This is a genomic window from Priestia iocasae (genome assembly GCF_016909075.1).
Taxonomy (GTDB): domain Bacteria; phylum Bacillota; class Bacilli; order Bacillales; family Bacillaceae_H; genus Priestia; species Priestia iocasae.
In genome coordinates this window covers 111,632-125,504 of record NZ_JAFBFC010000005.1, presented here as the reverse complement: position 1 = coordinate 125,504, position 13,873 = coordinate 111,632, and the positions used below count along the sequence as shown (strand labels likewise).

Below are 13,873 nucleotides of genomic sequence, written 5' to 3'. Positions count from 1 at the left end.
GGAAGGAGATGAAAAGAATGAAAGCAGGAATTCATCCAAACTACAAAAAAGTTATGGTGAAATGTACTTGTGGAAACGAATTTGAAAGTGGTTCTGTAAAAGACGAGGTGCGCATCGAGACTTGTTCTGAATGTCATCCATTTTACACTGGCCGTCAGAAGTTCGCTGAAGCTGGTGGACGTGTAGATAGATTCAACAAGAAGTACGGTATTAAATAATCGAGATTATTTGAACAAACAGGCAAGTAAGTTTACCTCTTGCCTGTTTTTTTACTTGTAAAAGCCTTTTTATTGACATTCATGAGAGTCCAATTCGGATGAACATTTTATATAAGTAGTATAGTCTACATACAACGCGGTAGATGATATAAAGTAGCGGTTCGCTCAATTACAATGAAAAAGAAAGAAGGGAGAGACCCGCAACATGTACGTAATGAAGCAAAGTGGCTGGATTGAAGTAATTTGCGGTAGTATGTTTTCTGGAAAGTCAGAGGAACTTATTCGTCGTGTACGCCGTACACAATTTGCAAAGCAAGCAGTAGAAGTGTTTAAACCTGCTATTGATAATCGATATAGTGAAGAGGCGGTTGTGTCACATAATGGTACATCTGTTATAGCTCAGCCTATTTCAAATTCATTAATGATTTTAGAGAAAGTTTCTAAAAATACTGATGTTGTTGCCATTGATGAAGTGCAGTTCTTTGATGATAACATTGTTGAAGTTGTACAAGAATTAGCAAACCGAGGATACCGAGTAATTGTAGCGGGTCTTGATCAAGATTTTAGAGGAGAACCGTTTGGCCAAGTTCCTCATTTAATGGCGATTGCTGAGTCGGTCACAAAACTCCAAGCAGTTTGTGCATCTTGTGGTTCACCTGCAAGTCGTACACAACGTCTAATTAATGACGAGCCTGCTTCGTATGATGATCCAATCATTTTAGTCGGTGCATCAGAATCGTATGAGCCGAGATGCCGCCACTGTCACGTTGTAAAAAAAAAAGCGTATTGGCCACATCAAGATCATAGATGAGACTGTTACACCGTAATAGAGATGCAATCAAAAAAGAGAGCGACGGAAAAAGTATACTCAAGTATACTTTTTCCGTCGCTCTTTCTTTTTTACGTAAATTTGGATGAGTGTGGGAAAGCTAAAGGCAGGAGGTGCAAGAAATGAAAAAAATCATTCTATTATCAATCCTTTGTCTAGCAGCCTGCTCTGGTCAGTCGAATCAAGCGAATGAACGTGAAAACAAAGACGGATCGCAACTTATGACGTACACGAAAAGTGAAAAAGAAATGAAACAAGAAACGGAAAATTATTTAGAGTCAACTGATCAAAATCCTAACTTCCCTAATACGACCCCAATGCGTTCGCAATCAATGAATAACAATAAGAAATTTGAAGAAATTATCCATGCAACAACCCCTTATGAAGTGGGGAATGTCGTTGTGAACGGACGAGATGCTTGGGTGACGATTCATACAGGACAAGAAATGTCTGCTGCTGAGCAAAAGGAAACAGCAAAAGAAGTGACACACCTTTTATCAAAAGGATTACCACGCTTACATTTTCATGTAAATGTGAAGCCTTAACGACTTCAAACGGTTATTTACCTTATGTAATTTGCTTTTGACTCAGTTTGTGACCTATACTATAATTAGAATGTTATGGGTAAAAAGAAGCTTCTTAACGCATAAAACAAGTATGTTTTAGCTGATTTAAGAAGTTAAACGAATAGACGAGATGTCGTATTTTCCTTTAGGACAAGCGACGAATAAGAAAAGTGAAAAATGAGGTGAATAACGTGTTTGATCGTTTAGAAGCGGTAGAGGCTCGTTATGAGAAGCTAAATGAGTTTCTTAGTGATCCAGAGATTGTCAATAATCCCTCTAAATTAAGAGAGTATTCAAAAGAACAATCAGATATCCAAGAAACCGTTACAGCTTATCAAGAATATAAAGAAGTAAGTGAACAGTTAAAAGAAGCAAAAGCAATGCTAGAAGATAAGTTAGATGCCGATATGCGCGAGATGGTGAAAGAAGAGATTAGTGAACTAGCAGAGCGTGAAGAAGAGTTGGTTGAGCTTCTTCGTGTATTATTGTTACCAAAAGACCCGAATGATGATAAAAACGTTATCATGGAAATTCGTGGAGCAGCTGGTGGCGATGAAGCAGCTCTATTTGCTGGTGATTTATACCGTATGTACTCTCGTTATGCAGAGACACAAGGGTGGAAAACCGAAGTAATGGAAGCGACATCTACCGGTGTAGGTGGATACAAGGAAATCATCTTTATGATTAACGGTAAGGGTGCTTATTCTAAAATGAAGTTTGAAAACGGAGCTCACCGTGTACAGCGTGTACCGGAAACAGAGTCTGGAGGCCGTATTCATACATCAACAGCAACGGTAGCTTGCTTACCGGAAGCGGAAGAGGTAGAAGTGGATGTGCATGAAAAAGATATTCGTGTAGATACATTTGCTTCTAGCGGACCTGGTGGACAAAGTGTTAATACAACAATGTCGGCTGTTCGTTTAACTCACTTGCCAACAGGGATTGTTGTATCATGTCAAGATGAGAAATCACAGATTAAAAATAAAGAAAAAGCAATGAAAGTTCTACGTGCTCGTGTTTATGATAAATTTCAACAAGAAGCGCAAGCAGAGTACGATGCGACTCGTAAACAAGCGGTCGGTTCAGGTGATCGTTCAGAACGTATTCGTACATATAACTTCCCGCAAAACCGTGTAACGGATCATCGTATTGGCTTAACGATTCAAAAGCTTGATCAAATTCTAGAAGGTAAGCTTGATGAGGTTATTACAACTCTGATCATGGAAGATCAAGCACTGAAGATGGAGCAAGCGTAATAATGTCAAAAAAAGTATTTGAAGCCCTTAAATGGGCTTCTTCTTTTTTAAAGTCGGCAGGGCGGGATGAGAATGCTGGCGAGTTATTGCTGCGTTATCGTTTAAATGTAAGTCGAGCTCACTTGCTCAGTTCACTTCGAGACGAATTGAGTGAAGAGGTATACGATCAGTTTGAAGCAGACGTAAAACAACACGTAGAGGGTGTACCTGTTCAGCACATCATTGGATACGAAGAATTTTATGGTCGACGTTTTAAGGTAAATAAAGAAGTGCTGATTCCTCGACCTGAAACCGAGGAGTTAGTTGAAGGAATTGTAGAGCGTGTACAACGTATCTTTTCAACTCAGCCTGTTGAGGTTGTGGATGTAGGTACGGGTAGTGGAGCAATTGCTATTACATTAGCATTAGAGTTATCAACAGCAGCTGTCACTGCAACTGATATCGCTCAAGCATCTTTAGATGTAGCAAACCATAATGCTAAGACGCTAGGTGCGCCTGTTGATTTTCTATGTGGAGATTTACTACAGCCACTTATACAGCAGAACAAAAAAATAGATGTGCTTGTTTCAAATCCACCTTATATTCCAGATGAAGATGCGACAACTCTCTCAAACGTCGTGAAAGATCATGAACCAAGCCGTGCTTTATTTGGCGGACAAGATGGATTAGACTTTTACAGACGTTTCATGGAAGAGCTGCCACTCGTGATGAATAAAAAAGGCATAATCGGCTTTGAAGTGGGAGTAGGGCAGGCACAAACAGTTGCAAACATGTTAAACGAAACCTTTCCAACGGCGAAAGTAGAAGTCGTTTACGACATCAACGGCAAAGACCGTATGGTATTCGTTGAACTAAATTAAGACTGTTGCTACTAGAATAGACTTTCAAAAATCTACCTAACGGAATGCTTAGGCAGTTATTCCGTTAAGGTTAAACAACAGAGGTGGATGTTCGTTCATTCCCCTTTGTTGTTTACTATCAATTTTTTTAAGATTGGTAGTTTAATATGAGAATCCACTGTCCATACTGTGTGATGAGGGGATGGTGGAGAACATGAAAAAACAAGTCATTATTTATTTTATCTTATTATTAATAGGAGCTAATACGCACCTTTTATATACCAATGAGGAAGTACAGGCAAACGAGCCGATGGTTATTCCAGACGAGGCAATTCGCTTACGTATTCTAGCTAATAGTGATGACGACGAAGATCAACATGTCAAACGATTAATTCGTGATCGTGTAAATGCGGAAATTACAAAGTGGGTACAGGAGTTAACATCTGTAGAAGAAGCACGCAATGTTATTCGTGGAAACTTAGACAACATTGAAATGATTGCTCAACAAGTGCTAGATGAAGAACAAGTGAATCAATCCGTTACAGTTGATTTTGGTAAAGTGAGCTTTCCGACAAAGTTATACGGTCAATTTTTATATCCAGCTGGTGAGTACGAAGCCATTTTAATTTCATTAGGAGAAGCAAAAGGAGCCAATTGGTGGTGCGTGTTATTTCCTCCACTTTGTTTCTTAGATTTTTCAAATGGTGAAGCAGTTCAAGAACCAATGCCGATTGATGAAGAAAAAGAAGAAAAGTCAGAAGAGTTACAGCAACAAGAAGTGGAAGTGAAATTTTTTCTGGTAGAATGGTTCTCGAAATTATTTTCGTAGAGAAAATAATAGAAACCAGTTCTATTTCTCTTAACGGCTCATAGATTAGTTACTAGAAAACTAGTCGAGGTGATAGGAGAATGAATGAACGAATTCAATTAGCTACGATGAACGATGTATCGAGAGTAAACCACTTTTTGCAAAAAGCGGATGTTAGTGTGGAAGATCTAGAATGTCACATTGAACACTTTGTTATAATGGAGAATGACAAGAAAGAATTACTAGCAACAGTTGGTTTTCAAAAAGAAGGTGCTTCTGGGTTATTAAGGTCCCTAGTTATTGTGCCATCTTTAACGCAAGAAAAAATTCTCATGTTATTCAAAAGCGTTGTTAGCTTAGCGAAAGAAAATGGCATTGATCAATTATTTCTTGTGACGAATAAAGAAGCATCACTTTCTTTCTTTGAACTACTGCACTTTCAAATCGTTTCTAAAGAGTCAATCCCTATTGGTTTACAAGAACAATCAAATCTTTTAAACACCCACAATGTGGATAAGTTATACGTGATGTGTTATCAAGAATGATAAGTGTATATCCACAAACTTATCCACGAACAAACAAGCTTTATCCACATTTTGTGGATAAAGCTTGTTTGTTGATAAAATGCAAGAACAATCATCATACTAAAAAGAAAATAAACCTTGATATAACAACGATTTTAATAAATAGACAAAGGGAAAAAAGGAAGTGGAATAAGTTGGATACGAACAAGTGGATTGTGGATAATGATGTTGATGAAAATGAAAGTTATCCACAGATAAAAGAAGCTGCTAAATTATTGAAAAAAGGTGAAGTGGTGGCGTTTCCTACAGAAACAGTTTATGGGTTAGGTGGAGATGCGACATCAGATCAAGCTGTTGATAAGATTTTTTTAGCGAAAGGACGACCAAGTGATAATCCACTTATTGTCCACATTGGGTATAAAGAACAACTATCTAGTATTGTGACACACGTTCCAATGAAAGCTGAAAAGCTAATTGAACAATTTTGGCCTGGTCCGCTCACTATTATTTTACCTAAAAAAGCTGGATTATCAGAGAAGGTAACAGCTGGTTTATCAACGGTTGCTGTTCGAATGCCAGCGCATCCAGTAGCACTTGCTCTTTTGAAGGAAGTGAATCTACCTATTGCTGCTCCAAGTGCGAATTTGTCGGGTAAGCCTAGCCCTACATTAGCAAAGCATGTCATAAATGATTTAGAGGGTCGAATTAGTGGGGTTGTTGATGGTGGACCAACAGGTGTTGGATTAGAGTCAACCGTACTTGATTGTACAGGAGAAGTCCCTGTTATCCTAAGACCTGGTGGTGTAACAAAAGAACAGATAGAAGAGGTAGTCGGTGCAGTAGAAGTAGATCAAGCGTTAGTAGATGAAAAGGAAGCGCCAAAATCTCCTGGTATGAAATACACTCATTATGCTCCTGATGCTCTATTGATGATTGTGGAAGGCTCCAAATCGTTTTTACAAGCAAAGATTGAAGAGTATCAAAAGGAAGGAAAAAGGGTAGGAGTTCTTACGACAATGGAAAATCAAACGTTCTACCAAGCGGATGTAATAAAGACTTGCGGAACAAGAGCAAACTTAGTAACGGTTGCTAGTCAGCTCTATGATACATTGCGATCGTTTAACGAGTGTGAGTTAGATGTTATTTTGAGTGAAAGCTTTCCTTATGATGGAGTTGGACAGGCTATTATGAATCGCTTAACAAAGGCTGCTGGGCATAAGATTATCTCGGAATAAACCGCAGAAGTGTATGGAAAAGTCATTCTAAATACCCTTGTACATGCATATGGTGAAATAGGCAAGTCCGAGGGGGAGAGGGATGAACTTTTCAGAAATTGTTGGTGAAATGATTACATTAGTCATTATGGCATTTGCATTAGGACTAGACGCCTTTTCGGTAGGGTTAGGGATGGGCCTCATTCGCTTACGCTTAAAACAAATCTTTTATATTGGCGTAACAATTGGTTTCTTTCATGTGTGGATGCCTTTATTAGGGATGTCAATTGGTAAATTGTTATCTGATAAATTAGGTCATATCGCTTCCTATGCAGGTGGTATTTTATTGCTCGCTCTCGGAGTTCAGATGATCTATTCATCTTTTAAGAAAGAAGAAGCGGGATTCATCAAACCAGTCGGTTTTGGCTTACTTGTATTTGCGCTTAGCGTTAGCTTAGATAGCTTTTCAGTTGGTCTAAGTCTAGGTATTTTTGGTGCGCGTACACTCTTAACAATTGCTGTGTTCGGTGTGGTGAGTATGGGGTTAACGTGGCTTGGACTTTTATTAGGTAAAAGAGTGCAGGGATGGCTTGGATCTTACAGTGAGGTGCTAGGAGGTAGCATTCTACTCGCTTTTGGTATCAAGCTTTTATTTCCGTTATGATTTACGTAGTTTAATGAAGTGAGTTCATTAGAATGACGCGTTTTCTTATGCCATTTGATAAGGTGTATAAGAGACGAGTTATTCTTTTTTATTGAAAGATTATGAAAATCTTGTGAAAAGGATTATATGGTTAGATATTATCACTTATAATAGGTAAAAAGGAGGTCTTTTTGTGAACCGTGTTTTATTTGTTTGTACAGGAAACACATGCCGCAGCCCTATTGCTGAAGCCTTATTAAAAGCAAGAGATGTAAAAGGGGTAGAGGTGAAATCGGCTGGTATTTTTGCTTCTCCTGGTAGTGATGCTTCTGCTCATGCGAAGAAGGCTTTAGAGGAAAAGGGCATTAATCATCAACACCTATCTAATGTAGTAGATGAAGAGCTAATCAACTGGGCAACTCACATTTTGACAATGACGATGTCTCATAAACACTTTGTTTTAGAGCGTGTACCAGAAGCTGCGGGGAAAACGTTCACTTTAGCAGAATTTGTTGGACATAGTGGAGATATATCAGATCCGTTTGGTGGCTCGTTATCTATCTATCGACAAACATTGCAGGAAATTGATTCATTTGTGGACAAGCTTGTTAATAAATTAAAATAACCAGGGGGCAAGTATGGGAGAGAAGTCGCATTATCGATTTGGTTTAAGAGTAAAGCTTGTTATATTTATCTCTGTTTTGGCAATTATTACTTATTCAACAAGTGCATTTTTTATTTATTTTGTTTATCCTTTTGTACAATCGTATATCAATGAGCATATTTTTACAGTGAGTACGCTTGTGTTAGGTATTTTTTGGTCGGGGTTGTTAGCTTATCTAGCAGCAGGCTTTATTATTAGGCCGCTTCAAGAATTAGAGCGAGTAGCAAAGAAAGCAGCTGAAGGAATCATGACGGAAGAAGTCAAGGTTTCAACATCTGATGATGAGATTCGCGCGTTGGGACTCGCTTTTAATAAGATGCTAGGAAATGTAAAAGGAATTATTCGTAATATCAACCAAAACTTTGATCACACAAATGAAGGTGTTATTTCCATCTCTGCTTCTTCTAGTGAAGCTGCTATCCAAGCAGAAAACATTGCTCGGACAATTGATGAAATTTCAAAAGGAGCAGAAGGAGCTGCTGTTTCCATTCAAGAAACATCAGAATCTGTTGATGAGGTAATTGTGATTGCTGAAAAGGTTCAGCAAAAAGCACATACATCCATGCAACTTTCTGCTGAAATGGTAGGAACATTGCAAGCTAGTAAAGAGGCAACGGATTCATTAATTCAAGGAATTCACATTTTGGCTACGAATAATGAACAATCATTAGATGCTGTTCAACGATTAGAGCAGCATGCCAAACAAGTTGAACATATCATTTCACTTGTAGGAGATATTGCAGGACAAACCAATTTGTTAGCATTAAATGCTTCAATTGAGGCTGCAAGAGCAGGTGAACAGGGGAAAGGTTTTGCGGTTGTTGCTGAAGAGGTAAGAAAGCTAGCTGATGAAAGTGCAAAAGCGGTGCAAGGTATTACGAGTCTTATCCATAATATCCAAGATGAAGTGAAGAACGTAGTCGTACATATTCAAAAGCAAGTAGCAACTGCAAGGCAAGAAGCGACTAAAGGAAATGAAACAACAAAAGAAATTACCATCATGACGCAATCTGTTCATCAAGTAGTCGAAGCGGTTAAAGATATTACCGGTCTTGTGGAACAGCAAATGGAAAGCATTCGTTACACTGCACAGCAGTCACAAGAAGTGGCAGCGATTGCTGAGGAGACGTCAGCAGGAGCACAAGAAGTCAATGCAGCGACTCAACAACAAAGCGCTTTAATTGATCAAATCGACGAAACGTCAAAACAACTTTCTATGCAAGCTAAAGAGTTAAAAGAAACCATTCAGCAGTTCACTATATAAATAGGAGAGCTCGTCTAGAAGTGGACGGATAGTTATGTCAACATCTCGAGCCAAGGATGAGTTACTTGTTTAAAGAGTAGTGATAAATGGTTGAGATGGCCTTATATAGATAAGGGGCCCTCTCGCACTTGTTCATTTATAAGTGGACAAGTGTGAGAGGGTTTTTTCTATATAGAATGGTCTTGTTCTTTTAGAAACAAAGGTGACGGGTATGATAAACATGTATAATTTTTAGCGCAAATTCAAAGGTGAAATATTTGCAATGTTGAATTATATATTTTTATGTAGAAATCATGTAACATTATGAATAGTCGATATCAATCCTTAGTGACGAACTAAGTGACAATAAGCATCACATCAGGAGGTTATAAGAAATGAAAGTAGCAATTGCATCTGATCATGGTGGCGTCAATATTCGCCAAGAAATTATGGAATTAATGAAAGAGTTAAATATTGAATTTGAAGACTTAGGTTGTGAATGTGGTACTTCTGTTGATTACCCTGACTATGCAATTCCTGTTGCTGAAAAGGTAGCAAGTGGTGAAGTAGATAAAGGGATCTTAATTTGTGGCACAGGAATTGGTATGAGCATTGCAGCTAATAAAGTAAAGGGCGTACGTTGTGCACTTGTTCATGACACATTCAGTGCAAAAGCAACGCGAGAGCATAATGATAGTAACATCCTTGCAATGGGAGAGCGTGTCATCGGTCCAGGTCTTGCTCGAGACATTGCGAAAATTTGGTTAACCACTGATTTTGAAGGTGGAAGACATGAAAATCGTGTGAATAAAATTAAACAGTACGAAGATTAAATGTGTGTTTAAAACGAAAAGAGGGTGGCAATGTTGAATCATCACATTTTGCATTGGCAAAAAGAGCTTCAAACCATTCTTCGTGATTTACATAAGCAAGTAAAGATAGAGAGTGGCCAACTCATGGTTATTGGCTGTAGCACCAGTGAAGTGATAGGAGAGCGTATTGGAACATCAGGCACAACGGAAGTCGCTGAGATGATTTTCCGTACATTGGCTGATTTTAAAGAAGAAACAGGCGTGTCTTTTGCGTTTCAATGTTGTGAACATTTAAATCGAGCGCTTGTTGTTGAAAAAGAAGTAGCAAATCAGCATCGACTTGAAGTGGTATCTGTTATTCCAGTCCGTCGGGCAGGAGGCGCAATGGCTACATATGCATATCAGCACCTTCAAAATCCTGTAGTAGTAGAATTTATAAAAGCAGATGCTGGAATAGATATTGGTGATACATTTATTGGTATGCATATAAAGCACGTAGCAGTCCCGGTTCGTTGCTCAATCAAGCAAGTAGGCAGTGCACATGTGACGATTGCGACAACTCGTCCTAAGTTAATTGGTGGTTCCCGAGCTGTTTACGAACAATCTGAAGAAAATATGAGTTGTTAATTCACATTTTAGATTTTAATAATAATAAAAACGTGTTACAATGTAACTGAATTTTATAAAATACGAACGTTATCAACGTGAGGAGGATTTTGATGGAAAACCGATTATTGCAGCAAGATCCAGAAATTTATAAAGCAATACAAGAAGAATTAGGAAGACAGCGTACAAAGATTGAACTAATTGCTTCAGAGAACTTTGTAAGTGAAGCTGTTATGGAAGCGCAAGGTTCTGTACTTACGAACAAATATGCAGAAGGATATCCTGGCAAGCGCTATTATGGCGGTTGTGAGCATGTAGACGTAGCAGAAGACTTTGCTCGTGATCGTGCAAAGCAATTGTTCGGTGCTGAACACGCGAACGTACAGCCTCACTCTGGTGCACAAGCTAATATGGCCGTTTACTTCACGGTGCTAAATCCAGGTGATACAGTTTTAGGTATGAACTTATCACATGGTGGTCATTTAACACATGGTAGCCCTGTAAACTTTAGTGGTGTTCAATACAACTTTGTCGAGTATGGTGTAGATGAAGAGTCTCATCGTATTAATTATGAAGATGTATTAGAAAAAGCGCGTCTACATAAACCAAAGCTTATTGTAGCAGGTGCAAGCGCATATCCTCGCGTCATTGATTTTAAACGTTTCCGTGAAATTGCAGACGAAGTGGGCGCTTATTTAATGGTTGATATGGCTCATATTGCTGGATTAGTAGCAGCGGGTATTCATCCAAACCCTGTTCCTTACGCAGACTTTGTGACAACGACAACACATAAAACGTTACGTGGACCTCGTGGTGGAATGATTCTTTGTCGTGAAGAATTTGCGAAGAAGATTGATAAATCCATCTTCCCTGGTATCCAAGGTGGACCACTTATGCATGTAATTGCTGCAAAAGCAGTAGCATTTGGAGAAGCATTACAAGATGACTTCAAAGTATATGCTCAGAATATTGTGGACAATGCAAATCGTCTAGCGGAGTCATTGAAAAAAGAAGGCTTCTCTCTTGTTTCAGATGGAACAGATAATCATCTTGTGTTAATTGATGTTCGTTCTATGAATTTAACAGGTAAAGTTGCTGAAAAAGCACTTGATGACGTGGGAATTACAGTAAATAAAAATACGATTCCATTTGACCCTGAAAGTCCGTTTGTAACAAGTGGTATCCGTATCGGTACAGCAGCGGTGACAAGCCGAGGCTTTGGTTTAGAAGATATGGATGAAATCGCATCTATTATGGCGCTTACACTTAAAAATGTTGAGAATGAAGAGAAATTAGAAGAAGCGAAAAAACGTGTTGAAGAGTTAACAGCTAAGTTTGAGTTATATTCAACTCGCTAATGTTGCTTTGTGTTTGAAAAGACCATCTACTAAAAAGGTGGTCTTTTTTATGCATAACGTACGATATTTTATGTTTTCTATCGTAGCTTTCTTGCGGAGATGACAAATTTCTAACAATCCCTGTCATTTTGCTGATAACGCTTGAACTCAATTTTCTTTTTCTGTAAAATAGACGCAATGTGTAAAGAATTCTTTTCATAAGTCTGTATAGTAGTGGCTGACAAAAAGAAAGAACATGATTCTGTAGAGTAGTTAATCTCTTGATAAAAGTAGAGACTATGTACTGTACATGATTCAGGTTTTCACGAGTCAGCCACTTCCATGTGCAAAAGTCTTATTTACAAATAACATCGTTAATGAAGCAATGATAGCTTGCTAACGAAAGATCCTCTAAGATGAAAATCTTACTGATGGAAGCTTCACTTTACTTAAAAGGAGAGATATAAATGGCTAAAGTATATGTGTTCGACCACCCTCTAATTCAACATAAGCTAACGTACATACGTGACATCAAAACAGGTACAAAAGAATTTCGTGAGTTAGTAGACGAAGTTGCAAGTTTGATGGCATTTGAAATTACACGTGATTTACCTCTAGAAGAAGTAGAGATTGAAACACCTGTATGCAAAACAACGTCAAAAGTACTAGCTGGTAAAAAGCTTGGAATTGTTCCGATTTTACGTGCAGGTATTGGAATGGTAGATGGAATCTTAAAATTAATGCCAGCTGCGAAAGTAGGGCACGTTGGTCTATACCGTGACCCTCAGACGTTACAACCAGTTGAATATTATGTAAAGCTACCAAATGACGTAGAAGAGCGTGATTTCATTGTAGTCGACCCAATGTTAGCGACGGGCGGTTCTGCCGTTGAAGCAATTAACTCTTTAAAGAAGCGTGGAGCAAAAAACATCAAATTTATGTGTTTAATTGCTGCTCCTGAAGGTGTAGAAGTAGTAAAAGAAGCTCATCCTGATGTAGACATCTATATTGCTGCGTTAGATGAAAAGCTAAATGACCATGGCTATATTGTGCCAGGTTTAGGAGATGCAGGGGATCGTTTATTTGGAACGAAATAATTTGATAAGTTCAGGTGATCGATAATGAAAAAACCAATTAAAGTAATGACGATATTTGGCACTAGACCTGAAGCAATTAAAATGGCGCCGCTTGTATTAGAATTAAAAAAACGTCCAGAAGAATTCGAAGCAATTGTGACTGTAACGGCTCAGCATCGTGAAATGTTAGATCAAGTATTAAGTATCTTTGACATTACACCAGATTATGACCTAAACATCATGAAGGATCGTCAAACCTTGATGGATGTAACAACAAGAGGCTTACAAGGCTTAGATGACGTGATGAAAAAAGTACAACCTGATATTGTACTTGTACACGGAGATACGACAACAACATTCATTGCAGGCTTAGCGGCTTTTTATAATCAAATTGAAGTAGGACACGTAGAAGCAGGACTGCGTACATGGAACAAATACTCTCCATATCCAGAAGAAATGAACCGTCAATTAACGGGTGTACTAGCCGACCTTCACTTTGCTCCAACGGAAAAATCGGCTGGAAACTTAGTAACAGAGAATAAGCCGAAGGAATCGATCTTTATTACGGGTAATACTGCAATTGATGCGTTAAAAACAACTGTAAAAGAAGAGTATTCGCACTCTGTATTAGAAAAAGTTGGAGAAGACCGTCTAATCCTTCTAACAGCTCATCGTCGTGAAAATTTAGGTGAGCCAATGAAAAACATGTTCCGAGCAGTAAAGCGAATTGTTGATGAGCATGAGGATGTTCAAGTTGTATATCCTGTACATTTGAATCCTGTTGTGCGTGAAACGGCAGCTGAAATTTTAGGAGAAGATGCTCGTATTCATCTGATTGAGCCGCTTGATGTGATTGACTTTCATAACTTTGCGGAGCGCGCTCATTTAATCTTAACAGACTCTGGCGGTGTACAAGAAGAAGCACCATCTTTAGGAGTTCCTGTATTAGTTTTACGTGATACGACAGAGCGACCAGAAGGAATTGACGCGGGGACTCTTAAGCTAGCAGGTACAGAAGAAGAAACCATCTACTCGTTAGCGAAAGAGTTACTAACGGACCAAGATGCTTATGAAAAAATGTCTAAAGCATCGAATCCTTATGGAGATGGCTTAGCGTCTAAGCGCATTTGTGATGCGATTAGTTATCACTTTAAACAGCGAAGTGAGCGACCAGATGAATTTCGACCATTAAGTTAAAATAGAATCAAACACCTCTTCACATGAAATGGGTCTAATTG

General features: G+C 38.5%; 16 protein-coding genes. All 16 read left to right on the top strand.

What is annotated here, in order from left to right; translation table 11 throughout:
* The first annotated feature begins 17 nt into the window (after positions 1-17).
* The 16 genes from rpmE to wecB all read left to right on the top strand — a co-directional run bounded on the left by rpmE (position 18) and on the right by wecB (position 13,832).
* Positions 18-218 carry a 50S ribosomal protein L31 gene (rpmE, locus tag JOC83_RS14420; RefSeq protein WP_110112640.1) on the top strand — a complete coding sequence of 67 codons (201 nt, stop codon included), beginning with the start codon at positions 18-20 and terminating at the stop codon, positions 216-218.
* 205 nt (positions 219-423) lie between these two features.
* The gene (locus JOC83_RS14415) at positions 424-1,029 is read left to right on the top strand and encodes a thymidine kinase (protein WP_205188087.1); all 606 of its coding nucleotides are present in this window, start codon (positions 424-426) and stop codon (positions 1,027-1,029) included.
* Positions 1,030-1,169: 140 nt separating this feature from the next.
* On the top strand, positions 1,170-1,592 hold the full coding sequence (locus tag JOC83_RS14410; protein WP_205188086.1) for a hypothetical protein: 423 nt from the start codon (positions 1,170-1,172) through the stop codon (positions 1,590-1,592).
* Between the two features lie 212 nt (positions 1,593-1,804).
* The gene (gene prfA / locus JOC83_RS14405; RefSeq protein ID WP_205188085.1) at positions 1,805-2,869 is read left to right on the top strand and encodes a peptide chain release factor 1; all 1,065 of its coding nucleotides are present in this window, start codon (positions 1,805-1,807) and stop codon (positions 2,867-2,869) included.
* Positions 2,870-2,871: 2 nt separating this feature from the next.
* The gene (prmC, locus tag JOC83_RS14400; protein WP_205188084.1) at positions 2,872-3,729 is read left to right on the top strand and encodes a peptide chain release factor N(5)-glutamine methyltransferase; all 858 of its coding nucleotides are present in this window, start codon (positions 2,872-2,874) and stop codon (positions 3,727-3,729) included.
* Between the two features lie 193 nt (positions 3,730-3,922).
* Positions 3,923-4,537 (top strand): stage II sporulation protein R, encoded by a 615-nt coding sequence (spoIIR, locus tag JOC83_RS14395; protein WP_205188083.1) that lies wholly within the window; start codon positions 3,923-3,925, stop codon positions 4,535-4,537.
* Positions 4,538-4,617: 80 nt separating this feature from the next.
* Positions 4,618-5,061, top strand: a complete 444-nt coding sequence (locus tag JOC83_RS14390; protein ID WP_205188082.1) for a GNAT family N-acetyltransferase — start codon at positions 4,618-4,620, stop codon at positions 5,059-5,061.
* A gap of 173 nt (positions 5,062-5,234) precedes the next feature.
* A complete protein-coding gene (locus tag JOC83_RS14385; RefSeq protein WP_205188081.1) occupies positions 5,235-6,275 on the top strand; it encodes an L-threonylcarbamoyladenylate synthase in 1,041 nt (346 codons plus the stop codon).
* A gap of 82 nt (positions 6,276-6,357) precedes the next feature.
* Positions 6,358-6,918, top strand: coding sequence for a manganese efflux pump MntP (locus tag JOC83_RS14380; RefSeq protein ID WP_205188080.1), 561 nt, complete (start codon positions 6,358-6,360; stop codon positions 6,916-6,918).
* Positions 6,919-7,090: 172 nt separating this feature from the next.
* A complete protein-coding gene (locus JOC83_RS14375; RefSeq protein ID WP_205188079.1) occupies positions 7,091-7,522 on the top strand; it encodes a low molecular weight protein arginine phosphatase in 432 nt (143 codons plus the stop codon).
* A 13-nt stretch (positions 7,523-7,535) separates the two neighbouring features.
* Positions 7,536-8,825 carry a methyl-accepting chemotaxis protein gene (locus JOC83_RS14370; RefSeq protein WP_205188078.1) on the top strand — a complete coding sequence of 430 codons (1,290 nt, stop codon included), beginning with the start codon at positions 7,536-7,538 and terminating at the stop codon, positions 8,823-8,825.
* 374 nt (positions 8,826-9,199) lie between these two features.
* A complete protein-coding gene (rpiB, locus tag JOC83_RS14365) occupies positions 9,200-9,637 on the top strand; it encodes a ribose 5-phosphate isomerase B (protein WP_205188077.1) in 438 nt (145 codons plus the stop codon).
* Positions 9,638-9,667: 30 nt separating this feature from the next.
* On the top strand, positions 9,668-10,243 hold the full coding sequence (locus JOC83_RS14360; RefSeq protein WP_205188076.1) for a TIGR01440 family protein: 576 nt from the start codon (positions 9,668-9,670) through the stop codon (positions 10,241-10,243).
* A 92-nt stretch (positions 10,244-10,335) separates the two neighbouring features.
* A complete protein-coding gene (gene glyA, locus JOC83_RS14355; RefSeq protein WP_205188075.1) occupies positions 10,336-11,580 on the top strand; it encodes a serine hydroxymethyltransferase in 1,245 nt (414 codons plus the stop codon).
* A gap of 446 nt (positions 11,581-12,026) precedes the next feature.
* Complete coding sequence (gene upp, locus JOC83_RS14350) at positions 12,027-12,656, top strand: uracil phosphoribosyltransferase (RefSeq protein ID WP_205188074.1); 630 nt, start codon at positions 12,027-12,029, stop codon at positions 12,654-12,656.
* A 24-nt stretch (positions 12,657-12,680) separates the two neighbouring features.
* Positions 12,681-13,832, top strand: coding sequence for a non-hydrolyzing UDP-N-acetylglucosamine 2-epimerase (wecB, locus tag JOC83_RS14345; RefSeq protein WP_205188073.1), 1,152 nt, complete (start codon positions 12,681-12,683; stop codon positions 13,830-13,832).
* Positions 13,833-13,873: the final 41 nt, after the last annotated feature.

Excerpts from the sequence above, each read along its gene's own strand:
- rpmE (WP_110112640.1), top strand. The coding sequence starts at position 18 with ATGAAAGCAGGAATTCATCCAAACTACAAAAAAGTTATGGTGAAATGT.
- JOC83_RS14415 (WP_205188087.1), top strand. The coding sequence starts at position 424 with ATGTACGTAATGAAGCAAAGTGGCTGGATTGAAGTAATTTGCGGTAGT.
- JOC83_RS14410 (WP_205188086.1), top strand. The coding sequence starts at position 1,170 with ATGAAAAAAATCATTCTATTATCAATCCTTTGTCTAGCAGCCTGCTCT.
- prmC (WP_205188084.1), top strand. The coding sequence starts at position 2,872 with ATGTCAAAAAAAGTATTTGAAGCCCTTAAATGGGCTTCTTCTTTTTTA.
- spoIIR (WP_205188083.1), top strand. The coding sequence starts at position 3,923 with ATGAAAAAACAAGTCATTATTTATTTTATCTTATTATTAATAGGAGCT.
- JOC83_RS14390 (WP_205188082.1), top strand. The coding sequence starts at position 4,618 with ATGAATGAACGAATTCAATTAGCTACGATGAACGATGTATCGAGAGTA.
- JOC83_RS14380 (WP_205188080.1), top strand. The coding sequence starts at position 6,358 with ATGAACTTTTCAGAAATTGTTGGTGAAATGATTACATTAGTCATTATG.
- JOC83_RS14370 (WP_205188078.1), top strand. The coding sequence starts at position 7,536 with ATGGGAGAGAAGTCGCATTATCGATTTGGTTTAAGAGTAAAGCTTGTT.
- rpiB (WP_205188077.1), top strand. The coding sequence starts at position 9,200 with ATGAAAGTAGCAATTGCATCTGATCATGGTGGCGTCAATATTCGCCAA.
- JOC83_RS14360 (WP_205188076.1), top strand. The coding sequence starts at position 9,668 with ATGTTGAATCATCACATTTTGCATTGGCAAAAAGAGCTTCAAACCATT.
- glyA (WP_205188075.1), top strand. The coding sequence starts at position 10,336 with ATGGAAAACCGATTATTGCAGCAAGATCCAGAAATTTATAAAGCAATA.
- upp (WP_205188074.1), top strand. The coding sequence starts at position 12,027 with ATGGCTAAAGTATATGTGTTCGACCACCCTCTAATTCAACATAAGCTA.
- wecB (WP_205188073.1), top strand. The coding sequence starts at position 12,681 with ATGAAAAAACCAATTAAAGTAATGACGATATTTGGCACTAGACCTGAA.